The 25,731-nt window shown below is 49.7% G+C and carries 21 protein-coding genes; 2 read left to right on the top strand and 19 right to left on the bottom strand.

Annotated features, from left to right (window positions below):
- Positions 1-383: 383 nt before the first annotated feature.
- The 7 genes from L6442_RS03775 to L6442_RS03745 form a co-directional block, all read right to left on the bottom strand.
- The gene (locus L6442_RS03775; RefSeq protein WP_194233580.1) at positions 384-1,043 is read right to left on the bottom strand and encodes a response regulator; all 660 of its coding nucleotides are present in this window, start codon (positions 1,041-1,043) and stop codon (positions 384-386) included.
- Positions 1,021-3,396, bottom strand: coding sequence for a sensor histidine kinase (locus L6442_RS03770; protein ID WP_212980286.1), 2,376 nt, complete (start codon positions 3,394-3,396; stop codon positions 1,021-1,023). The genes L6442_RS03775 and L6442_RS03770 overlap by 23 nt, the downstream gene beginning before the upstream one ends.
- Positions 3,397-3,447: 51 nt before the next feature.
- Positions 3,448-3,627: a competence pheromone ComX gene (gene comX / locus L6442_RS03765; RefSeq protein WP_194233582.1), complete on the bottom strand. Its 180-nt coding sequence runs from the start codon at positions 3,625-3,627 to the stop codon at positions 3,448-3,450.
- Positions 3,628-3,787: 160 nt separating this feature from the next.
- A complete protein-coding gene (locus L6442_RS03760) occupies positions 3,788-4,708 on the bottom strand; it encodes a polyprenyl synthetase family protein (RefSeq protein WP_212980287.1) in 921 nt (306 codons plus the stop codon).
- 185 nt (positions 4,709-4,893) lie between these two features.
- Positions 4,894-6,840 (bottom strand): YcaO-like family protein, encoded by a 1,947-nt coding sequence (locus L6442_RS03755; protein ID WP_212980288.1) that lies wholly within the window; start codon positions 6,838-6,840, stop codon positions 4,894-4,896.
- Positions 6,837-8,174, bottom strand: coding sequence for a hypothetical protein (locus tag L6442_RS03750; protein WP_212980289.1), 1,338 nt, complete (start codon positions 8,172-8,174; stop codon positions 6,837-6,839). Before L6442_RS03750 ends, L6442_RS03755 begins: the two co-directional genes overlap by 4 nt.
- Complete coding sequence (locus tag L6442_RS03745) at positions 8,155-9,255, bottom strand: hypothetical protein (RefSeq protein ID WP_212980290.1); 1,101 nt, start codon at positions 9,253-9,255, stop codon at positions 8,155-8,157. Before L6442_RS03745 ends, L6442_RS03750 begins: the two co-directional genes overlap by 20 nt.
- Positions 9,256-9,717: 462 nt before the next feature.
- Here L6442_RS03745 and L6442_RS03740 point away from each other — a divergent pair, with 462 nt between their 5' ends.
- Complete coding sequence (locus L6442_RS03740) at positions 9,718-10,029, top strand: hypothetical protein (RefSeq protein ID WP_194233587.1); 312 nt, start codon at positions 9,718-9,720, stop codon at positions 10,027-10,029.
- Positions 10,030-10,124: 95 nt separating this feature from the next.
- Here L6442_RS03740 and L6442_RS03735 read toward each other — a convergent pair whose 3' ends face one another.
- The 3 genes from L6442_RS03735 to L6442_RS03725 all read right to left on the bottom strand — a co-directional run bounded on the left by L6442_RS03735 (position 10,125) and on the right by L6442_RS03725 (position 12,556).
- Positions 10,125-10,289 carry a hypothetical protein gene (locus tag L6442_RS03735; protein ID WP_212980291.1) on the bottom strand — a complete coding sequence of 55 codons (165 nt, stop codon included), beginning with the start codon at positions 10,287-10,289 and terminating at the stop codon, positions 10,125-10,127.
- 4 nt (positions 10,290-10,293) lie between these two features.
- Complete coding sequence (locus L6442_RS03730) at positions 10,294-10,668, bottom strand: hypothetical protein (protein ID WP_212980292.1); 375 nt, start codon at positions 10,666-10,668, stop codon at positions 10,294-10,296.
- Positions 10,669-10,855: 187 nt separating this feature from the next.
- Positions 10,856-12,556 (bottom strand): DUF4127 family protein, encoded by a 1,701-nt coding sequence (locus L6442_RS03725; protein ID WP_212980293.1) that lies wholly within the window; start codon positions 12,554-12,556, stop codon positions 10,856-10,858.
- 424 nt (positions 12,557-12,980) lie between these two features.
- Between L6442_RS03725 and L6442_RS03720 the strand changes: the two genes are divergently transcribed.
- A complete protein-coding gene (locus tag L6442_RS03720; protein ID WP_237100201.1) occupies positions 12,981-13,637 on the top strand; it encodes a M50 family metallopeptidase in 657 nt (218 codons plus the stop codon).
- An 845-nt stretch (positions 13,638-14,482) separates the two neighbouring features.
- Here the strand turns inward: L6442_RS03720 and L6442_RS03715 are convergent.
- The 9 genes from L6442_RS03715 to L6442_RS03675 all read right to left on the bottom strand — a co-directional run bounded on the left by L6442_RS03715 (position 14,483) and on the right by L6442_RS03675 (position 25,434).
- Positions 14,483-15,160: an MOSC domain-containing protein gene (locus tag L6442_RS03715; protein ID WP_212980305.1), complete on the bottom strand. Its 678-nt coding sequence runs from the start codon at positions 15,158-15,160 to the stop codon at positions 14,483-14,485.
- Between the two features lie 409 nt (positions 15,161-15,569).
- On the bottom strand, positions 15,570-15,908 hold the full coding sequence (locus tag L6442_RS03710; protein ID WP_212980294.1) for a YxeA family protein: 339 nt from the start codon (positions 15,906-15,908) through the stop codon (positions 15,570-15,572).
- A gap of 52 nt (positions 15,909-15,960) precedes the next feature.
- Positions 15,961-17,880, bottom strand: coding sequence for an FtsX-like permease family protein (locus tag L6442_RS03705; protein ID WP_212980295.1), 1,920 nt, complete (start codon positions 17,878-17,880; stop codon positions 15,961-15,963).
- Positions 17,867-18,652: an ABC transporter ATP-binding protein gene (locus tag L6442_RS03700; protein ID WP_212980296.1), complete on the bottom strand. Its 786-nt coding sequence runs from the start codon at positions 18,650-18,652 to the stop codon at positions 17,867-17,869. Before L6442_RS03700 ends, L6442_RS03705 begins: the two co-directional genes overlap by 14 nt.
- A 106-nt stretch (positions 18,653-18,758) precedes the next feature.
- Positions 18,759-19,781, bottom strand: coding sequence for a sensor histidine kinase (locus L6442_RS03695; protein ID WP_237100200.1), 1,023 nt, complete (start codon positions 19,779-19,781; stop codon positions 18,759-18,761).
- A gap of 16 nt (positions 19,782-19,797) precedes the next feature.
- Entirely contained in the window at positions 19,798-20,481 is a 684-nt protein-coding gene (locus L6442_RS03690; RefSeq protein WP_272880319.1) for a response regulator transcription factor, read from the bottom strand.
- A 258-nt stretch (positions 20,482-20,739) separates the two neighbouring features.
- The gene (locus L6442_RS03685) at positions 20,740-21,372 is read right to left on the bottom strand and encodes a response regulator transcription factor (RefSeq protein ID WP_212980297.1); all 633 of its coding nucleotides are present in this window, start codon (positions 21,370-21,372) and stop codon (positions 20,740-20,742) included.
- Positions 21,365-23,317: a sensor histidine kinase gene (locus L6442_RS03680; protein ID WP_212980298.1), complete on the bottom strand. Its 1,953-nt coding sequence runs from the start codon at positions 23,315-23,317 to the stop codon at positions 21,365-21,367. The genes L6442_RS03685 and L6442_RS03680 overlap by 8 nt, the downstream gene beginning before the upstream one ends.
- Before the next feature lie 101 nt (positions 23,318-23,418).
- Positions 23,419-25,434 (bottom strand): serine hydrolase domain-containing protein, encoded by a 2,016-nt coding sequence (locus L6442_RS03675; protein WP_212980299.1) that lies wholly within the window; start codon positions 25,432-25,434, stop codon positions 23,419-23,421.
- Positions 25,435-25,731 lie beyond the last annotated feature (297 nt).

Genomic DNA, 25,731 nt, shown 5'->3' with positions numbered 1-25,731 from the left:
AAGGATGAGCGACCGCGATGCAGCGGTAGGTTTTCTTGTGATATAGAATTTCATCAGCGTAGCTAGATAACTTATAAATTCTATATCTAACACGAAGTAAATCGGGAAGCTGGCTTTCGCATCGAATCTTGAATTCAGCCGGGCCTTCCGGTGCTCACGTACCCACTACGTACGCTCCGCTCCTTTCGTCCCTATCTTCATCCAATCTTCTCGGTGCTGAAAACCGACCTTTTTGAACACGCACTTTAAGGCGTCTGCCACGGTACTCTTCTTTTCATTGCTTTTATCACAATTTCATTTTTTTGGAAATTATACACAATCCGGATGGCAGAGTCAATAGGCAATAGGCAAATCCGAATCGCTATACTTATGGCAGCTGCCGCTTATACGAACTCCCCGTTATGAATCAAGCCAAGCCGTTTGGCTTCCACAATGGCTTCCGAGCGGGAACGAACGCCAAGCTTTTCGAAGATGCGCGTCAAATTATATTCGACCGTGCGCTGACTCATAAGCAGTTTGGCGGCAATATCCTTATTGCTGCTGCCCCCCGCCACTTCCTGCAAAATTTCCTGCTCCCGTTCGTTAATCGACACATCATCCATCGTTTTATCGCTGCGGAAGGATGATAACCGGACTTCGCTCCGGCGCAGCTGCCTGAACAGCGAAACCGGAATGACCGCCTCCCCGCGAAGGGCACAGCGGATGGCGTTGAGCAGCTGCTCCCGGCTGGCCGTCTTGCTGATCACGCCGGATACGCCGGCATCCACCAGCAAATTGAAGTTTGAGCTGATCTCATATCCCGTATAAATAAGAATCCGAAAATCCGGGTTGATGCTCATCAATCGTTTGGTGAGCTCGAGTCCGCTGATCACCGGAATATTAAGGTCGAAAAGCATGACGTCAAATTCTTCGTTTTTAGCCAGTTCGAGGGCTTCCGGCGAATTGTAGGATACCGTCACTTTCATCTCCGGGTCCTGTTCAATCATCGTTTTGGTGCCTTCACAAACCGAAGGATGGTCGTCAACCAGCAAAATACGAACCATCACTCACTCCTCCTTCTTCACTGTGGGCATCTAGCGGCAGCGTCAGCCGGACCTCAAAGCCTTTACCCGGTTCCGAGTTGAACGTAATTTCGCCGTCAAGACTGCGTACGCGTTCCTTGATTCCTGAAATCCCCATATGCTTGAATGAATCGGTCAGCTCCGTCAAGTTCATTCCGCGCCCGTCGTCCTTATAATAGAAACACAACTCATCATCGCGCTGCTCCAGCCTAATGAAGATCTGCGACGCTCTGGCGTGTTTGTCGGCATTCCGCAGCAGTTCCTGCACGATCCGGTATACGGCCAAAATCTGCACATCGTTTAATTCGATAACCGTTGGTTCAGCCCAAAGCTTAACGGAATAGTTGGAGCGAATTTGTTCTTGCTGAATCAACTGCTCCAGCGCCTCCACAATCCCCATCTCCTTCAGAAGCGGCGGCCGCAGCTCATTACAGGTCTGCCGGATCTGGTGAATTACATCCAGAAGCCCTTCCTTGATCTGTTCCAACTGGGCAACCAATCCCTCTTCCATCGGATAGTCGAGCATCAGCGATTCGAGCTTGCGATACCAGATAAGCTGATCCTGCAGCGCCGCGTCATGCAGATCCGACGCCAGCCGTCTCCGTTCATTTTCGGACAAAGTAAAAATCAGCCGAAGCACCCAGGAAGGGGCCTCTTTCTGATTCTTCATCTCCATTTCCAAGTCCCCGATCAAACCCTCGATCAAATACAGGTTTTCGTAGACGATACCGCTGTAATGGGCGATCGTTTTGAGCCAATTGCGTTCGTCCAGATTAAGGCTTGTATGATTTACTTTTTCGTCGATCCACATAATATGCTGCGTCGTTCCGTAATTCCCAATGACCAGACCCACGCCTTGCGGCATGCGGAGCATGTCTCCTAGAGCTGGTTTGTTAGCCAGTTTTTGCAGCGTGTCTTCAACCCCGGCAGCCGCTCTTCCATCACCTGTGACAGCCGTGCTATCCATGTTTATATCCTGAACGATTTTCAGAAATGAGATATTCCGGACAGGCAAAATCAGGCATACCTCACGTTCGAGCGCCTGCTCCAGATCGGATCGTTTCATCACTTTCGATATCCGCTTGGAAAACCGGTCAATACTTCCCTGAAAATCATGGGTTTCCTTAAGAAAATGCGGCCGAAGCCGATAATCCATAAATTCCTTGGCGAATAAAAACAGCGTAATCATCAAATAAACCAGCAGGAAAATCTGAATCCATTTCAACCACGTATATTGATTCTGATGCATCGTAAGCGCCATCAGGCCGATGATGACCAATGCGGGAACAAAAGATATCGTCGTATAATAAGAGAAGCGGTTCAGCACGAAATCGATGTCAAAAAGCCTTTTGGTAATAAACAGATAGAAATACACGATCGGAATCGCCAGCAAAAAAATCGCCGTCAGCTTCGCCGGAACAAAGCTTTGATCAAAAAAGCCTGGAATGGCGTCAAACAACAAAAACGGCAGAAAAGCAACCGCGTGTCCGGTTAAAGTAAACTTGAAAAGGGATTTCAGATCACCGGAGCGGTGCTTTACGAATTTGAGTATTAATTTATATACGATAAAGAAATTGGAGCATATAAAAAATACCAACAGGCTCGCCGTTTCAAGCGGGTGGATTGGGATTCCCGGGATGACGCTGAGCGTCATCAGCACGCCAATCAGAAATGCCAGGATATATAGAAACCTTAGCCCCGCCCTACTGACGAATTCCTCCTGAAATCTTCGAAGATAAGCCTGCATGAAATGAACGAAAAAGACCGGGATGTACGCAAAGCTGAAACCAAGCGTCGTTCTGCCGACGGGATCCAGCAAGCCGGAAGCCGCCGAACTGAAGTAGCTCAGGCCGATGCTCAGGAAAAACAAAATCAGCATTTGTGCGGCGTGATCGTTTTTTTCCTTCCAATACACATATCCCGAAAATACCAACAACAGCAAAAGGGAGGCTCCAGGTATCACCAGATAAAAGAGCACTCCATGAGCTGAAGCACCATGTGTTACAGGGAACCATAACGTCCGTAAGGTGCCGTCCGAACCGATTCGATTAACCGTAATATTGTCGGCGCTTTCGATGACTCCATACTGCCTGACCATTTCCGTTTGCAGGGGATTGGATCCGTCCACTTTGAGCACGATATCGCCAGGCTCAAGCACCTCTTGCCCCCAACCATCAGTCTCTAGCGATGTAATAACGACCTGGTTATCTGAATTCAATGTGACGCCAATCCCCATATCCCGCTGGTTGATAATGACATTGGCCAAATATGCAACCAGCGCCAGCAGCACCATAAATACCGCACCAAATTTAATATTCTTCATCCATCTTGACAATGAAGCAAGCCTCCAGATCACTTTTAAGTCTGAACGGATATCAATTTTGAATTAAGCCCAGTATACACTGCCTCCGCGGAAAGAAACAGGCTCTGCTTTGCGTTCTTTCATGATATCAAAAAGCGCACGCTGTTCCGCCGCCGACACGCCTGCCAGCTGCAGCTGTCCGTTTTGAACACGAGCCATAAATTCGGGTTCCTTTACCATTTTAAGAATCATTTCTTTTAACATGGTTCATTCCTCCCAATCATCTATAAAGTGAATTTCTGCTCCTAGTTCCAAATATATCAGTTCAAAAGCCCTAACAGAACGACAACCTGTCCCGTATTTACCGCAAACCCATTGCGGTATAACTTGCGGCTGATTGCGGTGTTAGCTCGGCTATTCGCGGTCACCTTGCAGCTTCGATCATGAGATCGCGCCATTTTATGTCCACATCCATGCTTTCAATAATGTCCAAAAATTGATAATAGTGCGAACGCATCCGAACGGAGGTATACAGTGTTGTGCCGGTACGCTCCACTATGGCTGCGAATTCGTCGGAACGATCCCGTACCTCTTCTAGCTCCAACCGGCCTGCAAAATAATCCTGGATCCACCGCTCTTCCTCAGATTCCGCCGCAGACAGCAGAAACAGGAGCGGCAGCGTTTTTTTGCGGCGCAAAAAATCGTTTTTATTACTCCAGTCCAGCAAATCCCGGTAATCGTTTTTGATTTGCGCGGCGATGCCGACCTCCCGGGCATATTCCTCAACCCGCTCATCCGGCCGGCCGGTTGCCATGATCACCCCGATCATGCAGGCGCATACCAGAAGAGCAGCTGACTTTTGCTCCACCATCCGCAAATAGTCTTTCTCGTCCCGAGCGGTATTCAAAAGATCCAGTGTCTGGCCATTAATCGCCGTGAGAACCTGCCGGTTCAAATAGACTGCGGATTGATGCACATGTTCCAGCGGGAAGTCGCAGAGCAGCAGCACCTCCTGGGACAAGGTCAGAAAACCGATGGCAAGATTCAAAGCAATATCCTTGGAGAGATTATGCCAAGGCATGCCGCCATGGTCCTCATCCTGCAGGTCATCGATGATGTCCAGCCCAAGGATCATAAGCTCCACGGCCGCCGCCGCCCTGTAAATTCCGCTGCCTTCTCCGCCGAACATCCGGTAATGCAGGACGGTCAACTTGCCGAACAGCAGCGATTCGGACTCCTTCACCTTCAGGGACTTCAGCGCTGCCTCAAGCAGCACTTCCACTTTAAAAAAAGACTTCGTTTGATCTGCCAATTCGGACATCAGCCTTGATTTAAAATCATCCATGCGCTCTTTTCCTCCAGCTCTCCAAAATCCACCAACATTTAACTATTATATTAACACATCAGGATTTTGCAAAATGGTCTTCCATATTCTACCTGAATAAAACTGAAATTAGTTCCTGATTATCATTTGGTCCGGGCGCTGCGGCTTCCGGATCATTTTTTCGGAGTCCCCGCCTTCAAAGCCTATCATATTTTGCAGAAAGGATGAGGCTGGGGATTCACTTCAAGCTCTTCCTTCAAACCGCGCCGCTTTCGCTCGCGCAGCAGCCGCTCGGGAATAATGCGCTTATGTTGATATCCGAAAGTCAGCGGCAGCATTCCCGGGACAAGTACCTTTGCCGCATACAAGCCATGATTCGCAACTTCTTCCGGCGTGATGTCAACCACATATACATTGTCATAATGGCGGAGCACTTCGGAGACCAACTCCTCCAAATCCTCGCTCAGATTCTGATGAACAAAACGGGCATCATCGTAAAATATCTCCCCGTATACCTGGCGCACCGGCCGTTTGTTCGTTTCATCCATGTCCAACACGAACCCCAGCCCATGGGCGCAGTTCTGCTCGCAGGCATAATACAGCGCATGATCCTCCCAGCCGGTTACGGCATCCGGATGGTTCGCAAGCATGCGGGCCCGGGCCCGCATCGCCTCATCCCGGCGCAGGGCATCTTCATAAACAGGCATGGCCGTAATGACTTCCATCGCGGCTGATTCAATCGCCTTTTCCGGATCGAAGTGCGCTGCTGCCGCATTGCAGGCTTTCATAACCGCATTTTCCCGGGTGTTATAGGCTACGGCCCAAACGCTGGGGATCCGCAGCTCCATCGTAATGTCGAAAAAGCGGACCCGGATGCCTTCCAGCTCCAAATAATATAAAATCTGCTTTAATTCATCCAGGTCGGTGTCATCAATGTCAAGCTCCTGCAGCGGCAGCCGGTTGTACCAGGCACAAAGGAAATGATCCCGCTCAATCAATTCAAACAGCCCGTGCAGGACCGCCTCTTCATGCGAGCTGCCCAGTGCCAGGCCGTTGGAACTATCGTATACGAACCTGTTGGATGGATCCCTCCAACTTCTATCGGCAAAATAAACAAGCTGCTCCGGTACGAGAATCTCTTGTTTTTCCTTCATCGCGTAGGCGGATGTCCAAAAAACAGGCAAATCCTCCTTATACCGCTTGAGCCGGTAAGCAGGATGTTCCGTTTCAGCCGCACCATGCAGGCCGAAATCAGCCGGGTTAACCGCCATATGCCCGATTTCTGCATAGGTCTTCTTCTCGGCCGCATTGCTTCTGCGGTCCTTCATCCCGCAATATCGTTCAACCGCTTCCAGAATGACAAGCTGTTCCGCTTCCTGCCGCCGATACGCTTGGCCGGATCCGCTGTCTTCAATTCCCGAGCCCGCCCGCAGCTTGATTCCCTCCGCTTCGATCATCGTGGACTGCAATTCACGATAGCGATGCGAAATCGTGCCGCTATCGCGGTCATATAACCGCTGCATAAGCGCTTCTGTCTCCGGTTCGGAGTTCAATCGGTATTGCCGCGGATGGCTCTTGAAGCCAAAATGAAAACCGGCCGCAAACGGATGTGCCCGTTTGCGCGCTGCAGGCGCACAAATCGGACATTGGCCGCTGCGGCTTAGCAGGTAAGCATCAGCCCGCTGCGCATCGAACTGAATATGCTCCACCCGGTTTACGTACCGTTCAGGCAAATCTTTCGAAAGCTGAAAAGCCTCCATCAGGTCCGCTACGCATTCAGCAGCCTGGGGATGGGGCGAATACGGACTCGGCTCCCCGTATAACAACGATATCAGGTTCTCCCGCCCATTAGCCTGCAGACTGCCGTTCAGGCAGGAGAAACAAACTCCGCCTCGCTTATCCTTATAAGGTCCTACCAAAAGAGTATTCAACATTTGATGGTAGAAAAACACGCCGTCAAAATTTGCAGACTCTGCTGCAAAAAACGGCGCGAAGTCATCTTCTATCAAACCGTCGGCAATGACATGAAGAATGGTTCCCGGCTCACTGCAGCGCTCATCCGTTAACCAGTACATCATGCCCCGGCGGTCCATCTCCTGCAAAACCTGCTGAAGCAGCACGCTTCCGGTTTGGTACAGAACCAGTTCCTTCACGCTCTGACCCTCCCTTTTCTGCGCAGCCCGATGACCGTGATTCCGCTCGCCCTGAGCATAGGCACATGCATAAACTTCACTTCATAGGCTCCGAGCAACCGGGTGTTCAGGTATTCCCCCGCTTGGCAGGACGAAGCTTCATTCCAGCAGGCATGCTCCCCGAATTCGGCAACCCGGGATAGGCCGGGTCCTCCGCTTCGGATTCCGTTCTGCCGGAACATGGCATAAAACCGGATCAATGCCTCATTCATAACCTGCTCCGCCGTAGTGCCATACACTTTATCCGTCCAAGCTTCTTCTGCATATCCGGCAGCCGCACTCCACAGCGGAGTTCCGGAGATATGGTCCATATGAATATGCAGCCGATCGGCATCCGGCACAAAACGTTGTATCATCGCGTGAATCCGCTGATTTTGCGGCAGGTTCGAGAAAGGAACCACCCGTCTATGCATCCGTCCGGGTTTGATCGCTTCGCTCTCCAATAAAAATTGGACCAATCTCTTATACCCATGCTCAGGCCCGGCGACCACCAGCCAGTCGGCGCTGGGATCGATCCGCTCCAGCAGCAGTTCCAGATTGCGGCAGGAAGCGTATACGATTTGTTCCGCTCCGGATTCCCCCGTGTAAAAGCAGCCATCCTCGGATTCGGCGATTTTGTACGGTACCTGAATCCATTCCTTCGAGCGGAATACAAAATCGGGAACGATGCGGCCTTCAAGCTGCTCTAATGCAGCAAGCATTTCAATCCAATCCGCCCGCTTGCCTTCAGTCAGCATCTCCGGCAAATTTCCGTTTTCAAGACTATAGTCGCTTAGCAGTTCCTTGGGTTCGGCTACACACTTCGAGGCACTGTCAAGCAGTATGACGGTTTTTCCGGCAGAATTTCCCGCATCCTCAGCCAGCCCATGGCTGGCTGCCGCCATATGATCCGCATAAATATCAAGCAGGTAATCATCCTTTTCCTCCGGGCCTTCATCTGCGGCAGCCAGAAGTTCCTCATAATTCAGCTGCGTCACATTCCGAAACAGTACCGATCTGGATGCATCGATATGAAGCATCTGCCACCCGTCCGGCGCCTGAGAGGGATTGCTTTCCGCGATCCGGATGCTGGCCGCCGTGACGTGGCCGGATGGATCACCGTGCTTGCCGGCCGCGGTTCTCCTCAGCAGGCGGTCCGCCAATGATTGATCGATCTTGACCGTTCTGCCCGCTCCGCCGCCGAACACCGCTTTTTCCAAAATCCGCCCTGTCTCCGGAGGCATGTACAGACGATGCAGACCTTTCTTTTCATATACGTAAAACCTGTCCTCGCGCTTAATAAACCAGTTTGCCATATTCGGTTTCACCTGCCAATTTCATTTCCAAATGACGGTATGCATCCCGCCAGTCCATATTAAACCCGCTTTCTACGCATTCCGCCGTAAGCCCTATAATTTTTTGATGTCTGGGCGGCGATATGCCAAGCATCGACATCAGCGAATACAGAACAGACGCTACACAACGATTGATGATAAAACCCTTTTCCCGGTAATGCCGCAAAAACCACGGATTGGAATATAACATGCGGTGAACCTCGTTCATCCGGTCATGTCCCTCCAAAAAATGATCGCCTAGCGAGAGCTTTTCCACTTCCAGTTCGCCTTCGTTATATGCCCGCGTCAACATGGAAGACAGGGAATGAATAAAAATCCGCAGCCGACCGAAAATGAATTCCCTTTCAAAATAGCCGTTCGAAAATTTCCGCACCCCTTCCGCAATAAATTCCTTTTCAAGATCCGTTCGCAGGAGAAGGCCCTCCCGGATGTCCGCATCGGCGATAGCCTCTTGTCCAATCATTCCCCGCAAGGATTTAAAGCCACCGCAATTCGAGCGCAAAGGCAAATAGCCGGTTTTGAGCCCTCCGGGGCTCCTGCTGCCTGTGATAAGAAACATTTTTGCGCATTCGATATTTTGCCGTTCTTCGGGAAGCTCTTCCCATTCATGATATATGTCCGTAAGCAGCTGGCTTTTTAGCAGCTCAACCCTATAATTGATTCTCGGGCTGCAAAAAGGAACGCCGCCTGGCAGCAAGTCGTTCTCCTCTACGATCACCTCGCCGTCACGGTATAAAGGCAGATAATCGCCGGTATATGTCTCCCTTTTCGCGAGCTTGTGAAGCGTCTCACGGAATCCGTCATATTCCTCCCGGCTTCGCTCCTTCGCATAACGGGCCGCCATACGTCTGATCAGATCCTCCAGCCCGCTGCAGGCCTCCGATACAGGCGTGGTCGTGCTTATATGAAAACCGTTAACCCAGCTTTTTTGCAAAATAACATTCTTCAAGGAACCTGTCTGAATATACCGGACCAAACCTTGGATCAGCAAGGCGCTAGCCTCGCTATCATATAAAAAGCAGCGTATTGTTCGCAGTCGCATCGTTTTTACGCCTCCCCCGCATTCATTTCATAGATGTGTTTCCCGGACGTAATCCATCTAAGCTCCGTATGCCCGTCTCTTATTCTTTTTCCTTATGTAAAAAGACTAACATAGGTTTGACTAGCCTTCACCGAATACTCGTTTAGGGTTGCCCGCAATTATTTTGCGGCATGTTTGCGGGCTGGTTACGGTATCCGCAATTTGCGTAAAAGCAGGCAGGGCGCGCATTCCAGTTTCGTCTAAATAAAACAAATAAAGGGTTTCCCTCGTCATTGGCATAACGAATCGAAACCCTTTTCGTACAAAAGCCTGAAACTAGTTCAAACGGCCGCTGAAAACCTATGAATTTATTTTCAATAGAAAACCAGCTTAACATACGAACGTATGTTTGGTATAATTTGAAATCTAGGAGAGGTGTACCGAATATACTATCCATACTATGAAGAAATGGAGTGGACCCCGTTGACGACGACATATCAAAAAATTGATTCAAACGCTGCTCTCTCCGAGCTGAAATGCCGGCTTCCCAAACAAATTAGGCAGGCAGCCATAGAGCTTATTAAAGCAGATTCCAGTTCGGATTATTATTACAAGCTGTTCACGGACCGCGCTCAAATTCAGTTGCTGGTGATTGAACACAACAATCGGGAGCATTACGCCCAGTGCCACTGCTTTTCGACGGATATGCGGGACCGCGATTATGCCTATGAAAGTTTGCCGCTTGCCAGCGTCAGAATGTTCTCCGAATTGGCGCGGGAGTGCAATATTATTTAGATTCCTTTTCGGTTTTGGCGCGAGTCAAAAAAATAATAGACCATTCGATTTGCCGAAAATAGCGTAACGACTGGCATTTTCTGTGCAAATCTGATTCACTCTTTTTTTGATTGCGCCTTGATGCGCATATATTCTTCTTCAATGATTTTGGAAAGAAGCTCGGTTGCGGTCATATTCAATTTTTTCGCCGTCTCTGCCAGCATCTGCTTTATATATACCGGGACGTCGTAATGAAATTTCACCTTATTGCCGTATGCCATAACTTCAGCCTTCCTTTCCAAACACGTTTTGATGTTTTCTTTCGATAAGTCGGATCAACAGCTGCGTAGCGGACATGTCCTGCAGTTCGGCGGCTTCGATCAGCTTTTCCTTGATTTCGGGCTGGAACTCGTAGGGGAGCTTCAGCTTGGGCTCGCTTAAATGTCCGTTCATACCCTTTTCAATCTCTATTGCATCCCGGACCAGATTTTCTAGAGAATCCTGCGGCTGGGGCTCCCGTCCGTATTTCACCAATACCCGCAGCAAATAAGCACGCAAAGCGGCCTGATCTTCTTCCGAAATTTCGATACGCATCGTTCCGTTCGGAAAAGATAGCAGGCAATCGACCGTATATCCAAATAAATTAAGGTTATATTTCATAAACGCGTCTCCTTTCTCACGGTTGTATTATAGTATGCATTGTATCGTTACGCAATATACTTTATACCGTGAATCCAGAGCTGCTGTCAGCCATCTTTGAAAATATTGCAAGCAGTGAATATGTTAAAGCGCAAAAAGAGCAGCCCGCCGCATAAACGGGCTGCTTTGTTCGCTTTACCGGCTCCTATCAACAAGGTTTTAACGTGACGGACGGGTTCAGCGTAATCTCAAAAGCTCGCTTCCAAATAAATTCCGGATTGTCGTAATCAAGCTTTGCGCTGGAATATGTTGAATAGGACCAGCCGAAAGGTTTCATTTGACGGATGGAACGGGACTTTCCGCCCAAAAATGCATTTTTCTCCGAGAGGGTGCTTGTATTGGCTTGCATGCGGTCCCGCAGCAGCTGTGTTACAACCTGGTAATCCTCCGGCGAATTAAACAGGAGCATATTCTGGTCGGCATACGGGACATTCGTATAAAGCGCATGCGCTCTGGAATATGTCCGAACCTCGGCAATCGTTATTTTCTTATAAAAGTAATCTTTCAGGAACCGTTTGAACAGCAGCGAGCCATGCGCATTCACTGCCGCATCCAGAGACGGAGGCCTTTTCTCCGTAGCCAGGAACACATAACGGGATTGCGCCATTCCCAGGGAAAGACCGATTTTGTTCCCGGCCGTGTTCCAGCCGCTGTACCCAAGAAGTCCCCCTGTCGAATAACTGCCGAGCAAAGCCTGGGTAACTCGTTCGTCGGACGCGCCGCCGCCCACGAAGTCAATAACGACGGTTGGCACATGCCGCTTATCATTGTCTTCCAAATGGGTCACCGCTGCAGCGGCCTGATCTGCGCTTGTAACCGCAACGATCTTCACATCGCATGGCCCCGAAGCGACAAACCTGCCGCCGATCATATCCACATGATGCCGGATATTGTCATGAACGCTCATATATTCGTAAGGATTGACGATCGTCGACCCGTCGGGACCGAAGTACTCCACGGCGTACCGCGGTTTGAAGCCGCAGCGGTGCAAATGGCTTGCCATGCGGCCCATCAGGGAATGCCCCAATCCGTCCGCATCCGGCAGGATCACGACCCGGTCCGGATTTTGACCGCCGCAGCCGCCAAGGTTTGCGTTGACATATGCCTCAAGGAAGGCGATCTCGTTGGCCTGAACTCCCTGCGTATAAGAGTCATCAACGCCAACCGCCAGAAAATCGATAGCTCCCGTACGGACGAGCTGATCCAATATATAATAGTTCGATTTGAATTTATGGCGGCGCGCATTATAATATTGTTCTTTGTCAAAATGTACCGGAGTCCCAAAATGAGTACCGTCGGGTGTTATGTCGTACCCTTCCAGAATCGCTTCGAAATCCGAGGCCGCCGCGCGCGGCTGCTGCGCGAAAGCCCGGGCTTCATCATAAGCGCTCTGGGTCAGCCCTTCGACAAAAACCGTCGTAGCCAAACGCATAATCGTATCAAGCACATATACAGGTTTATGCGGGCAAGCTTTTTTGATTTCGCGGATTACGTTCAGCAGCTGCGTTGTATCCGGGTCATAATCGGGGTAAGCGCCGCCGCCGCTTGTTCGGAAACGTCTGCTTCCAATCAGCCCTCCGTATGCAAGCATGTCGGTTGAAATAATAAAACCGTCTACAGACGAAATATGATCCAAAATGAACTGCCGAATATTTTGCTTATTTCCAAAAATCGGTTCATAGGTGTTAACAAGCGTGTTCCCTTCGGCATCGGCCTTGGTATCCAGGCGGTTCTCCACATCGCCCGCTTGAGGGACGATCACATGTATTCCTGCCGCCCTCCCTTGCACAATAACATCATCCAGATTAACCGGGCGATCATCCAATGGAACGTACAAAACTTTTTTCATAAAACTCTCTCCTTTTCCCGATTGAAATATTATATTCCGTTACGTAACGCTTTACCATAAAACAAAAAAATATGAATAGCTGCTTGTATCGATACATCTGCCTGCATGGAATGATGCGATTCCGAATTTCCGGACATCCGGGACCGATATCGTTCCATATGAAGGATCGGGCAGCCGAATCTTCCTTCATACCGATATGGTAACATATACCGTAACGTTACGCAATATATATTTGGGAGTAAATTGGCAAATCTTATTTATTCTTACATCCATACTTCGACTGATATTGCCTTTTTATATGGATCAAGACCAATGGAATGAACTGGATTTCTCCGGCGGCAGGCGGTAAGATAATTACAACCACAAGAACAGAAATGAGGGGAACGTTATCCGATCCTGGCTAAAAGTGATTCTGGTTGTTGCATTGACTGGCATCTTGACGCATTTTCTTCCGTTTTCGTCTTTTTTCCGTAATGTGGATACGCTTGTGCATGAGCTGTCGCATGCATTGGCTACACTCGCCTTGTCGGGCAAGGTGAATGTGATCCATTTGTATTGGGATCAGAGCGGAATTACGCAGTCTTCCTTTCCCAGCAACTGGATGGCTATCCCGATCTCGCTTGCCGGTTATATCGGTTCCGCGCTGTTTGCGCTCCTGCTGTTCGCGCTCTACGCCAAAAGATATGAACGCGCCGGCCTGATCGTGGTCACGGTGCTTGCCGCCATAGCAGTGGTGCTGTTTGTCCGCAACGGGTATGGCATCATCTGGTGCGTAGGTTTTGCTGCAGTTAGCGCTTTGGTCGCTTATTTGGCTCCGCCTTGGCTTCGGAACGGCTATTATATGCTTATCGCTTTTATCTGTCTGGTCGAGTCGGTGGTCAGTCCATTCATTATTTTATTCGCGTCTTTATATAACCCCAGCTCAGCCGGGGACGCGGCGAATCTGGCCCAAGCGACACATGTTCCTGCTTTGATCTGGTGCCTGGTCTTTGCAGCCATCTCCTTATTATGCGCGAAAGTCTCAACCTCGCTGCTGTTCAAACGGGGATTCGGCAAGGAGCAAACGACGCTTGCACAGTAAACGGGAAGCTGTTTTGCTTTAACGGCATGCATACAGCATGTCGTTTTTTTATTCATGTATAATTTAATAATAACATTCAAATGAATGTGACCCGAAAAAGGGAGGGAAAGAAATGGTACTAGAAAAGGCATTGCATGCATGGCAAAAGTACTGCTCCATCATTACATGCCAGGTCGGGCGCAGCTAGGTTTAAAAACGATCCAAAGCTCACTCCCTTCTCCCTTGGTTCATGAATGGGAATCGATCGTAAATAAAGCTGGAATTCATTCTCATCCATCCGCAAGCAAAGACATCGTATGTTTGATTCAAAGGGAAGAAACTTGGATCTTTGAACATATTCCTGAACCTTCGAAAATCAAGCCTTTATGGGATGCAATCAAAAAGCTTATTTAACCCCCCACAAAGTGGAAACTATGCTTTGTTGTTTATTCCAAGTACTTTGCGGGGACCCCTTAAAAAAATTCACAAATTCCGTAACCTGTAAGAAAAACGTAAATCGACGTACTCTCTAGGAATACAGACCGCGTTTAGGGATGTTTTTTTGCGATATCAGGATGCGCTTCCCGGAAATGATAGGTTTGAAAAAAGCTTGCAAAACTGCATCCTTTTGAACGTAGTTCCGCCACTATCTCATGAATTGTTGCAAAAGCACAGGTTTTTCGGGCTGCTTAGGCTAATTTTGATGAATCTCCCTAAAAAGGATGTACAAACGCAAGAATTTTATTTTTTTAGAGGAAATTAACAAAAAAGGATGCACTTTCGCAACAATTGCTCTCTGGAACCGCTCATATCCGCTGCTAATCTGCGACGTACGCTTTATCCGCCGGTACCGCCGCCCTCACCCATCATGCCTTGCCGCTCAGTCTCTCGCTTGGATCCGTTTCCTGCCCGCCCAGACGCTTCATAAACGTATTTCTCCAGTTGACCGACAGTTCTTCCACTTCAAGAATGCGCTGTATGCCTTCAATATTATTTTTGTCGCGATGCATAATGTGGTTGGCATAATCCACCGTGATCGCTTTTGGATGGGAGTGGATTTTAGTCAAACCGTCCGCTCGCGATACAACACCCTCTTCCAGCACGCGAAAATAAAATCCGGTAAAGCCCGTATCCTGCACCTTCAACGGCATATCGGTAAGTCCGTACTTTAACGACAACTTATAACAAGGCTGTCTCGGTTGGCTGACCTGAACCACCGCTTCGCCAAGCTGAAAAACATCGCCGATGCAAACCTCTGTTTCCAACAAGCCCCTTATGGTTAAATTCTCACCGAAAGCGCCGTAATCCAAGGTTTTCTGAAGTACTTTTTCCCAATAGGGGTAGTGGTCGTAGGAATAAACGCACACCGCCTTCTCCCTGCCCCCATGGTGAGCAAGGTCTGCTTGTCCGTCCCCGGCAAAGTTTAAGTAAGATAAAAACAACGGTTCTTCAACGGGAGTCTTATAAATGCCTGTGGACACCTCTTTTTGATGAAACTGTACCTGCATCGGTTTACCTACATTAATGGACAGGATTTCAACCATTTCTCCCACTTCTCTTTCCACTTCGTCGTTATTTTATGATTAGCCTTATTCCCAATAACTGAAGCCAGCCAATCCATTTTGATTCATGGCAAAAGCATGTTTCCATCATTATATACCGAAAGAGGCGCAACTTGGTTAAAATTCCATGCTTACTCCCTTCTTCTAGAGGTTGTTCAAAAAGTCCGCTTTTGATCACGAAGTAAATCGGGAAGCAGGTTCGACATCGAATCTTGAATTCAGCCGGGCCTTCCGGTGCTCACGTACCCACTACGTACGCTCCGCTCCTCAGTCCCTAGCTTTATCCAATCTTCTTGGTGCTGAAAACCGACCTTTTTGAACACGCACTTCTAGCGCAAAAAAGAGCGGCACGTCTGTCCCAAGGACAAACGCAGCCACCCTTTTCCCGTTCTTACCGCAATTTTTCCATTACCGTTTTAGGCACATCACCGCTAGCTAGTTGTTCCCATTCTTTTGTATAGGACCCCTTGGCCATTACTTTCAGAAAAGTGCCTTCTTTTAGAACTGCGCTGGCCGTAAACGTCACCTTTTTCTCCTTACCCTCTGCGTTAAATCCGTTCAGCTTATATCTATACCGATGGTTCTCAGGCACCGGCTGCTGGTTGATTTGCACATATACATACTCCTCAGCGACCAACGGGTTATAACGGTCGATTTCCTCCCGCAGGCCGAAATAGGCTCCAATGATCACAATCAGCAGCAGAGCAACAATTATTCCTGCTTTTTTCAAGCTTTTCCCCTCCTGTCTTGCTATTTGGCAATGAATTTGCTGGGTAATTTTTTTATAAAGCCCCTCTGACCATTTTTCGGTAATAACCGATCGACAGGATCGCAAAAATGAAGTAAATCAAAGCATACACTGCCATCGCGATCACGGACGGTACGGTAATATCGGAAATCAACATGATGGATGCCGCCTTCACCGCGAATGCCGAATGCAAAAGCCCGATGCCGAGCGGGATCGCGAACACGAACAGCTGCTTGCGGATAATCCCCCGCAAAATTTCCTTTTCCTCAAAGTCGAGCTGCCGCAGGATCGTGTAGCTTTTCTTTTCTTGTTCCGCCTCCGTCATCTGCTTGAAATACAAAATGCTGCCGGTTGAAATGAGGAACACCAGCCCCAGAAAACCCGAAATAAAGATAAACAGTCCGGCTGACTTGAAGGAAGCTTCAAATTCGGTTTGGTAATCGGGCATAAAAGCGCCTTTGGGAACATACTTCGCATACATGCCGGACGCCCGGATCCGGTCGGCCTTACCCGGTACCTGGAACGTGTCGATAGATTCCTTCTCTGATTTGAAGCCGATTTTTCCTTGAAGATCCTGGAAAGTCCGCTCGGATACGACGAACTGCATGCCCAGCACGCTGTAATTCATCGCATACCGCTCGTTGACCCGGGTCAGCTTCACCAGCGGAAGCGCCTGCCCTTTTTGCCAACGGATTTCCGCCGGCAATTTCAGCGTCTTCTGGTCCAGCTGATTATTCAAATTGAACCGCGCATCATACATTTCGGCGCTGCCATCCGTGGGTACCGGGATCCCCCGGCCTGTTTGCTTAAGCTGCTCGGCAGGGAAAAATATCAGCGTGTGGGCCGAGTCCGAGCCGCCGTTGTCACGCTCGTCAATGCTGCCTTTCAACACGAGAGCATCGATTCCGGCATGGGTAAATTCGATATTCGCCTTTTTCAGTTCCGCTTGAAAAGCTTCCGCGTCCTTCCGGTTACTTTCGAATATATAGTCATATGGAAGGGATGAGCGGGTGTCATTTTCCGCGGAATAATAAAATGAATAAGCAATCGCGATCATCGTCATCGTCATGGCGGACAACACCGTGATCAGCGTTAATGAGTTGGCGTTTCCTTTCATGCGGTGCATGAGGGGCGCCAGGGAGAGGCTGTTTTTCAGTCCCAGATGTCCTCCCTTGCCTTTCCTGTACCTGAATAGAAGCCAGCTGATCGTGACGCGAAACAGCAAATAGGTCCCCAAAATCGTCGAACCGAGCACCGCCAGCATGTTCATCAGCATCATCTTATTGAGCATATGGCCTGAAAGAAAATAACCGAACCCGATGAGACCAATGCCGAGCAGGGCCAGAAAGGCGGAAATGATCGCTTTCGGCTGCCGGGGGTTCTCCCCCTGCTGATCGGCATGGAACAATTCCAACAATGTGCTGCGGTAAACAGTAAGCAGCGTCTGTACCGAGGTAAGGATAATAAGACCTCCAAACAGAAGCGCCGTTTGCAATGCAGCGTCGACCGAAAACGAAATGCTGATCACAACGTCGCTGCCAAGCAGTTTAACGAGAATTAACAGAAATAGTCTGGATGCAAGCGAACCGCATAAAATGCCGGCCAGAAACGCCCCTGCTCCAAGCAGCACATTTTCGATGATGAGAAGGCGCGCGGTTCCGATTCTCGTCAGGCCGATTAGCTGGTAAAGCCCGATTTCCCGGCTGCGGCGTTTCAGAAAAATCCGGTTTGCATACCCCGTAAACACGATGACGATTACGCAAAGCAAAATGCCGGCGACTTGAAACGGCGTGGAAAATTTCATGCTGGAGCGGGTCGCTTGCATCGAAGGGGCGTCCTGCAATGACGCAAACACAAAATAAAGGCTGGCGCTGAAAATAAGCGCAAAAAAATACAGGTAGTAATGTTTGATGTTTTTGCGCATGCTTCGGATAACAAGGTCAAATAGACTCAACGTTGTCACCCCCAAGCACGGCCTGGACGTTCATGATCTCCTTAAAGAAAGCAGCCCTCGTCTTGTCGCCGCGGTACAATTCGGAATAAACCGTACCATCTTTCAAAAACACGACCCGGCTGCAATAACTTGAAGCGACAGGATCATGGGTGACCATCATGATTGTGACGCCACGCTCCTTGTTGAGCCGTTCCACCATTTCCAGAAGCGAGGACGCGGACTTGGAATCGAGCGCCCCTGTAGGCTCATCCGCGAACACCATGGATGGCCGATGGATCAGCGCCCGGGCCGCAGCCGTACGCTGCTTTTGGCCGCCGGAAATTTCATGGGGGTATTTATGCGCCAAATCACGGATATCCAGCATTTGCGCAATCGCCTGAAACTCCTCTTCCGCCGTTTTTTTCTTCATTTTCCCCAGTGAAACGGGAAGCAGGATGTTTTCCTTCACCGTTAAAGTGTCAAGAAGGTTGTAATCCTGAAAAATAAATCCGAGTTTATTGCGCCTAAAGGCCGATAGCTCGGCATTTTTCATTCCGGATATATTTTCGTCCCCGATAAAAATCGATCCTTCGGTGGCCCGGTCAATCGTCGCGAGCACGTTCAAAAGCGTCGTCTTTCCCGATCCGGACGGCCCCATAATCCCGATGAATTCGCCTTCCAGCACCCGTAAATGTATTCCTTTCAATACCTGCTGCACATTCCCCCTCGTCCCATAGGATTTGCGGACATTTTGCGCAAGAAGCATGGTTTTGGTTGAATGTACTGAATCCATGGTCAACTCTCCTCTTTTCGTAAGCTCTGGTCTTATTTTAGCCCCGGATGCCGGACACCGTCGCATGATTTACATGATAAACGGGAGGATGAACATGACATTTTCGTCATGTTCGGACCGAGTCGAAGTCATTTCGGGAAGCAAATGCCAGACTCACCGCCGTCCCGCTTCCTTTCGCCGATTCGGCGGCAAGGGTGATCCCTATCCCTTCAGCCGCCGCTTGCGCAAGGTATAAACCGAGTCCCGTAGCCGCATGCTGGATTCTGCCGGTCTCGCCGGTGAACCCTTTATCGAAAATCCGCGGCAGGTCCTGAGCCGGTATCCCCGGGCCTTCGTCCCGAATGGTCAATACCACATTTCCGTTTGCCGACAGCCCGGTCGAGATCATGATCGTTCCGCCTGCCGGGCTGTATTTCACCGCATTCGTCAGAATCTGACGGATGATGAACCGGCACCATTTGCTGTCCGTCATCGCCTGGCGCGCTTCTCCTTCGATTTCGACGGCTATGTTTTTTTCCATACACCAGGAGGCGAGCTCACGTACTTCTTGGGCGGCAAGCTGCTGCACGTTCTCCTCCTTCAGAACATAGTCCGATGCGAGCGAAGGAAGACGCGTCATGTAGAGCTGCCTGTCAAGAAGCAGATGGACCCGGAGCCATTCCGCTTCGATCCGGCGCATGTCAGGGTCGCTGCGGCGGGAATCTATGGCCAGCTTCATGGCTGTCAGCGGCGCTTTCACCTCATGAACCCATGAGGCCATGTATTCGCTCTCCGCCAGCCAATCCTTGCGATAGTCGGATAATTTGCTTCTATAAAACCGGTCGACGGCACGCAGCGCCTCATCCGTAATCTCGTCCCTGGCAAAAACGGCTTCCGGCAGCGTTTCCGCCCAATCCCCTTCAAGCGTTTCGGTACACCGGACCAAACCCCGCAGGTATTTCGTTTCCATTTTCCACCGCCATGCCAAAAACAAAATGAAGCCCAACAGCAGCAAAACATTTAAATATATAATGGATCGCAGCTGCATCGCGACGCCTTTGTCGATCCATATCAGCAGGTCCGTTAGTCCGAGTGAGGCCAGAAAAAACAGGATCCAGCTTTTCATGTCGATCAGATAGCGGATGAACATATCTCCCATCCCCCTCTTATAACGTAACAGCCATATAACCGATGCCTTTTTTCGTTACGATGGCTTCCTCCAGATGGAACATCGCCAACTTCTGGCGCAGCCGCGTCACATTTGCCGTTAACGTGTTGTCATTGACAAATCGCTCATCGTCCCACAGTTTCCGGATCAATTCATCACGCGATACGATTTCATTTTGGGCCTTTACCAAAGCCACCAGAATAAAAAATTCATTTTTGGTCAGATCCGCCTCTTGGCCCTCCATCCGGATGGCTCCGCGGCCCAGGTCGATGATGGCTCCATTCCATTCAATAATGTGTGCCGTTTCTTCACCATAAGCATATGTCCGGCGGAGTACCGCCTGGATTTTGGCAAGCAGCACATCCATATGGAAAGGCTTCTGAATGTAATCATCGGCCCCCATATTCATCGCCATCACCATGTCCATCGGATGGTCCCGCGACGAAAGAAACAGGATCGGCACCTGGGATACCGCGCGGATTTCCCTGCACCAGTGGAAGCCGTCGTACATGGGGAGCTGAATGTCAATGATGACCAGATGCGGCTGCTCCTTGGCAAAAGCCCCCATCACGTCCTGAAAATCATCCGGACCGCTTACCTTAAACGACCATTGGCTTAATCTTTCCTTCAGCGCTTTAAATATGGCGGCATCGTCTTCAACGATGAAAATATGCATGTCCATGCTTACACTTCCTTTATAATCGGATTTATCAAAAGCGGTTAGCCATTCCCCTTTTATCCCAGTTTGCCGCATCGGGAGGGAAAGATGCAATCCCGGCGGCGGCCGCAGGAACTAAAGAAGCGAGCTGAATGGCCTTCAGATGCCGCGATTTCTATCCGTAAGCAAAAAAGAACGGCACGAACCTCATCACGTCCGCTGCCGTTCTTATATTTGCCTGGCATTTATTTTCTCAGGATTTTACAAATCCTCATCCAAATGCTATTCATCATCCTGAGTACGCAAAGAACCAAGCAAACCTGACTCGTAGCCTTTGGCCACCGCCCCGATGCGCGATTTCACGCCGAGTTTCTGATTGATCGATGTCATATGGTATTCAACCGTACGCTGGCTCATGGCAAGTTCCTTGGCGATTTCCCTGTTTGTTTTTTCCTCAGCTATTTTTTGAAGAACCTTCCGCTCTACAGGCGTAAGAAGATACTTTGATTTGGCGATGGCCTTCTCCGGCACAAGAATATGCCCCATCATGCTTTGCTTAATGGCATTAATGATTTGGGCGTATGTGCTTTGTTTGGACAGATAAGCATGCGCCTCGATTTCATAGGCTTTATTGTAGAATTCCTCATAGGTGTAGCCGGATAAAATGATAATTTTGATGGAATGGCCGTAACGCTCCTTTAATTTCTTTCCAAGCTCGAACCCGTTCATATGCGGCATGGAAACATCCATCACGATAACGTCAGCCCTGCAGGCGTCTATATTGTCAAGCAGATCACGGGGATCGCCGAATGTTCTGGGAACCTCAATATCAGCTTCTTTTTCCAGCCTGTTCTTAAGTCCTTCCAGTACAAGCGGATGATCGTCAAGAAGAACAACCCTTGTTTTATCAGGCATGAAGTTCCTCCTCCTTTCCAAGCGGCAAATAAATCTTAATAACCGTTCCTTCCCCTGGCGCCGATTGAATATCCGCATCCCCGCCTAAATAGCGGATCTGGCTGTAAGCCGACAAGAGACCGAAGCTTTTCTTCGCTGCCGGCGAAGGCGCTAAAACCGAATCGATGTCGAATCCGATGCCATTATCGCGGACGCTGCAGCAAATTCCATGCCGTTCCGGCCACAGACGGACGCTCATCTCCGAAGCGCGGGAATGTTTGAACACATTGTGCACGAATTCGCGGACCACGCGGAATAGATTGGTTTTGATCCATTCGTCTTTCGGCTCCCCGGGAGGAAGTTCGTAGACCAGCTCCATTGCGATGTCCCCTTTTTGCCGCATGGTTCGAATCAACCACTGCAGCGCTTCTTTCAGGTCTCCTTGTTCGATAATATGCGGATAAATGTCGTCGCACATGGTCCGGATATCCCGCTGCGAGTCATAAAGGCATTTGAGCCAGACAGCGACCCGTTCTTGTTCCGCCAGACCCGTGTCATGCAGCTCTTCCAGATCCCGCGACAAAAATATCAAATTCTGCAGGAGATGGTCATGCAAAAAGTACGTGATGCGCATCCGTTCCGATTGCTGGGCCTCAAGCAGGTTGCGGCTGTCCGAAGCCAGGTCGCTGATCCGCCTCTCCGAGTCCAACCCGGATAACGTTTTTCCATGCTTCTTATTCGCGACCTGCAGCGACAACAGCCGTCTTTGCCTTTCGAGCCACTCAGCCCGTTTCTCGGTTCGACGCGGAAATCTTCGCAAAACTTGCAGATGCGCCCAGGTGGCAAGGACGAACACGATAAAAAGCAAGCATGTTGAAAGGATCCCTCCTCCCTTGGAAGCAAAGAAAAACAATACGAAAACCGTTCCCGCATAAAAACAGTGGATGACCAGGCGCGGCAGATCAACCGGAGCAGCAATCATGCTTCGCGCAGTCAGGAGATACATGATTGTACACGAAAAGGGAACGAGCCCAATAAGCGTAAACTGGACGGGGATGACATAATCCCCACCGATCAGCACCGGAACGGCGTACAGGAACATATACGGCAGCAGACTTAGAAAAAGCCCGCCGATAAGGACACGCAGCTGGTTTTTCTCGATGCGCTCGAACTCTTTCCAATAAGCGAGCGTGATGTACGCAAGCGCAAACAGCGCTGCAACCACGGTAAAATTCATTAAATCCACTGCCCATTTATCCATGTCGAGCTCCATCATAATCGAATATGCAATCCATGCGGAAAACAAGGCCGAATACCCCTTATAAAGCAGCAAAAACCTCTTGAATCGGCTGTAAGTGGTGCGGAATACGAAGGATAGATAGAAGGAAAGAAGCAGATACGGCATCCAGACGGAAATAAAAGAAATTAAAATCTCGGATAGGCTGTGCTCATAAGAAAATTGCGTCAGAATACTCAGCGCCATCGTCCAGTTCAGGATATAAAACAGGCGCATGATCCGCGACTCCGGCATGAGCAGGACGGCATAACACCCGATTCCAAGCAGGGTCAGCTCTACCAAGACGGAAAATATCGTTTGAATAATATCGCCCGAAGAAACGGCATTGCCGAATTCGAGCCTCGTTCCGTTCATTTTCCTTACGACGACGAGGTCTGCTTTGCTCAGCAATTGTCCGTTTCCGGTATCCAGCAGCTTCGGATGAGGAGCGCCTTTGATGGACAAAATACGGTCACCTGGCTCAATATCCCAATCTCCGGCCTTTCCTCTTTCCTCCAAAAAGTCAACGCTAAAGCCGGACCCAGACTCTTGCCGGACATGTATGCCGATGAATGGGGATTTTATCGACATATAATGAATGTAAAATGCCAAGAGGGCATAACCGATCATCGATACGGCAATCAGAAGGCTTATTTTAGGTTTAAACCGGCGAACGATTTTCCCGTTCATTTTCCACCATCACCCAAGCCAAGTATAACATGGATCCCAAAAAACAAGAGCAAAATACGGTGCTGGGGCCGTTTTTGCTCCGTTCAAGCATGATCAAATGATCAGGGAAAATGGTAGAACATCGCGGCTGCTTCCTGGCGCAGCATCGGTTGTTTGGGGCGGTAATCCACCTTTCCATTTTCATTCCTAGCCACTTCTGGCCCAAAATATCCACGGGCTACAACCGTTTCCACGCCTGCCAAAGCCCATGGGTCGGTTCCGCTCATAAGCTCTGCTGTTTGCGCAGCTGCTCCGGCCGAACCGAATTGGAGCAGCAGAGCGCGCGACATGATAACCGCCGCTTCCTGGCGGGCGATAAACCGGTCGGGTTCGAACCGCCGCTCCTTCGTTCCGTTTACGAGTCCCATTTCCAAAGCCGTCTGAATCTCGGCCGCATACGGGCTATCGGCGGAATCCCGGAAAGCCGCAGGCGACTCGGAAAGGGGCAGTCCGGATAAAGCCATCAGTTGTCCGATAAATTGGGCGCGCGTGATGGGCTGATCCGGGAAAAACCTCTGGTTGTCTTCTTTGGCAAGCATGCCTTGCTGCTGAACGTATTCGATGAATTTCGCATAAGGATGGTCCTCCGGTACATCGATAAACCGCTTCGCTTCGGGCAATTTCTCCGACCAGCTGTCCGCTTTGTTGTAAGAAAAATACACGATGTCTCCCCGTTCGTTTTCCTTAAAAGCGGCTTTTCTCCCTTCCCCGTCGACAAACAGCAATTCCTTCAACGGAGTCAGGCGGTGAACGCCGTAAGCATCGGTGACCATAATCCCCCCGTCTTCCGCAGAAATCGAATAATGCCACATCGGTATCCGCAAATCGCGGTAATTTCCTTCCAAACGCGCAAGCTGCTCCTTGGATTGGCGAATAGCAGGTTCGAGGGATTCCGCTTGATGGGAACGCGGGAAATAATGATCCATGAAGCTCCGGAATAGCTCCCTTTGCAGTGTTCTGGCATTTTGCACGCTGTTCAGGGCAATAAAAAGTCCGGTTTTCCTGTCCGGCAGCAGCCAAAAATGCGATTGGAATCCGGAGGAAGCGCCGCTTTTGTCGATGACGTATTCTCCACTCGCGAGATCTGGATACGACGATTCGAAACCGTACCCAACCCCGGGGATATCCGGATGGATCGAAAATCCGAGCCGCTGCATTTCCTGCAGCGATTTCTTTTTCAGAATGGAAGTCCGGCCTTCTTGACCGTTATTCAGCTCCGCAATCATGAACCGGGCCATATCCGAGCCCGTGGAGATCAGCCCGCCGTCAGGCGAATTGTTTGGCAACGTGGCATATTGAGGAAGCGGCTTGCCTTCGCCGTCATAAGGAGTCGCAAGACGTTTCTCAATATCGGGAGTTAATGCGAAATAGCTGTTCCTCATCCCGAGCGGTTTGAATATACGATCCTCTACAGCATTTTCGAAAGGCTTTCCCGCCACGTTTTGGACGATATAACCCATCAGATCAAACGCGTAATTGTCGTACCGGAACGCCTCCCCGGGTTTGCGGACAATGGTCGGGATATTGTCTTTGATAAATGTTTCCAGCGGATAAACCTCCTGCGGGTCGCCTTCATCCGCATCTGCCTCCGTCCGGTCAAAACCGCTGGAATGCGTCATCAGATGTTTCAGTGTCAGCGGCCCACCGGTCCGATTGGGAATGGTCATTGCTTTTAAATACATGCCGATATCGCTGTCCAGATCGATCTTATTTTCTTCCGCCAACTGCATGACGGCCGTAGCCGTAAAGGTTTTGGAGATCGAAGCCAGGCGAAACAGCGTTTTGTCCGGGTCGACCGGCTCGCGGCGCTTTTTATCGGAAAAACCGTACCCTTTTGCAAGCAGCCGCTTATCTCCCTGGACGACGGTGACGACAGCACCTGCAAGCGTCTTTTTGATGTCTTCCCGCTTGAAAAAATTATCCATGAAGGTTTCAACCTCATGAGCATCCTGGGGGCCTTCCGGCTGTCGTCCGGATTCGGATGCGTAAGCTGCCGGCGGCATCAGCAAGCACGCGACGAATATGGCGCTCAACAGCCCACAGGGCTTTATGAACAAGCGGGCGGCAAAATCTCGCATAACCACAGCTCCTTTGCTTCAATATGGAGTTCTCACGCCATATCCTACCGCTTTTCCGAGAACGGCACATCAGTGGTAGCAGGCGTAATGCGGACCCGTTCCCGCATTTTTTTTTGCGCGATCACGCCAATCATACCGTCCTTCAATAGGCACTCGCCCTCTTCTTTGCATACTATATCCCGATTCGGCATTGTTTCCTTTCTGAAACTTGTACTCGGACAATTAATTTGTGCGCGAGTAAATACATTTACCATTGACAAGAATGTTTCCTTGATGCAAAATATGATCAACAGGTAA

The sequence above is a fragment of the Paenibacillus azoreducens genome, assembly GCF_021654775.1.
Taxonomy (GTDB): domain Bacteria; phylum Bacillota; class Bacilli; order Paenibacillales; family Paenibacillaceae; genus Paenibacillus_AQ; species Paenibacillus_AQ azoreducens.
This window is presented reverse-complemented; position numbering and strand designations above follow the sequence as displayed.

Excerpts from the sequence above, each read along its gene's own strand:
- L6442_RS03775 (WP_194233580.1), bottom strand. The coding sequence starts at position 1,043 with ATGGTTCGTATTTTGCTGGTTGACGACCATCCTTCGGTTTGTGAAGGC.
- comX (WP_194233582.1), bottom strand. The coding sequence starts at position 3,627 with ATGTTAAAAGAAATGATTCTTAAAATGGTAAAGGAACCCGAATTTATG.
- L6442_RS03760 (WP_212980287.1), bottom strand. The coding sequence starts at position 4,708 with ATGGATGATTTTAAATCAAGGCTGATGTCCGAATTGGCAGATCAAACG.
- L6442_RS03750 (WP_212980289.1), bottom strand. The coding sequence starts at position 8,174 with ATGGCAAACTGGTTTATTAAGCGCGAGGACAGGTTTTACGTATATGAA.
- L6442_RS03745 (WP_212980290.1), bottom strand. The coding sequence starts at position 9,255 with ATGCGACTGCGAACAATACGCTGCTTTTTATATGATAGCGAGGCTAGC.
- L6442_RS03735 (WP_212980291.1), bottom strand. The coding sequence starts at position 10,289 with ATGGCATACGGCAATAAGGTGAAATTTCATTACGACGTCCCGGTATAT.
- L6442_RS03730 (WP_212980292.1), bottom strand. The coding sequence starts at position 10,668 with ATGAAATATAACCTTAATTTATTTGGATATACGGTCGATTGCCTGCTA.
- L6442_RS03725 (WP_212980293.1), bottom strand. The coding sequence starts at position 12,556 with ATGAAAAAAGTTTTGTACGTTCCATTGGATGATCGCCCGGTTAATCTG.
- L6442_RS03715 (WP_212980305.1), bottom strand. The coding sequence starts at position 15,160 with ATGGTTGAAATCCTGTCCATTAATGTAGGTAAACCGATGCAGGTACAG.
- L6442_RS03700 (WP_212980296.1), bottom strand. The coding sequence starts at position 18,652 with ATGGATTCAGTACATTCAACCAAAACCATGCTTCTTGCGCAAAATGTC.
- L6442_RS03695 (WP_237100200.1), bottom strand. The coding sequence starts at position 19,781 with ATGTTCATCCGCTATCTGATCGACATGAAAAGCTGGATCCTGTTTTTT.
- L6442_RS03690 (WP_272880319.1), bottom strand. The coding sequence starts at position 20,481 with ATGGACATGCATATTTTCATCGTTGAAGACGATGCCGCCATATTTAAA.
- L6442_RS03685 (WP_212980297.1), bottom strand. The coding sequence starts at position 21,372 with ATGCCTGATAAAACAAGGGTTGTTCTTCTTGACGATCATCCGCTTGTA.
- L6442_RS03680 (WP_212980298.1), bottom strand. The coding sequence starts at position 23,317 with ATGAACGGGAAAATCGTTCGCCGGTTTAAACCTAAAATAAGCCTTCTG.
- L6442_RS03675 (WP_212980299.1), bottom strand. The coding sequence starts at position 25,434 with ATGCGAGATTTTGCCGCCCGCTTGTTCATAAAGCCCTGTGGGCTGTTG.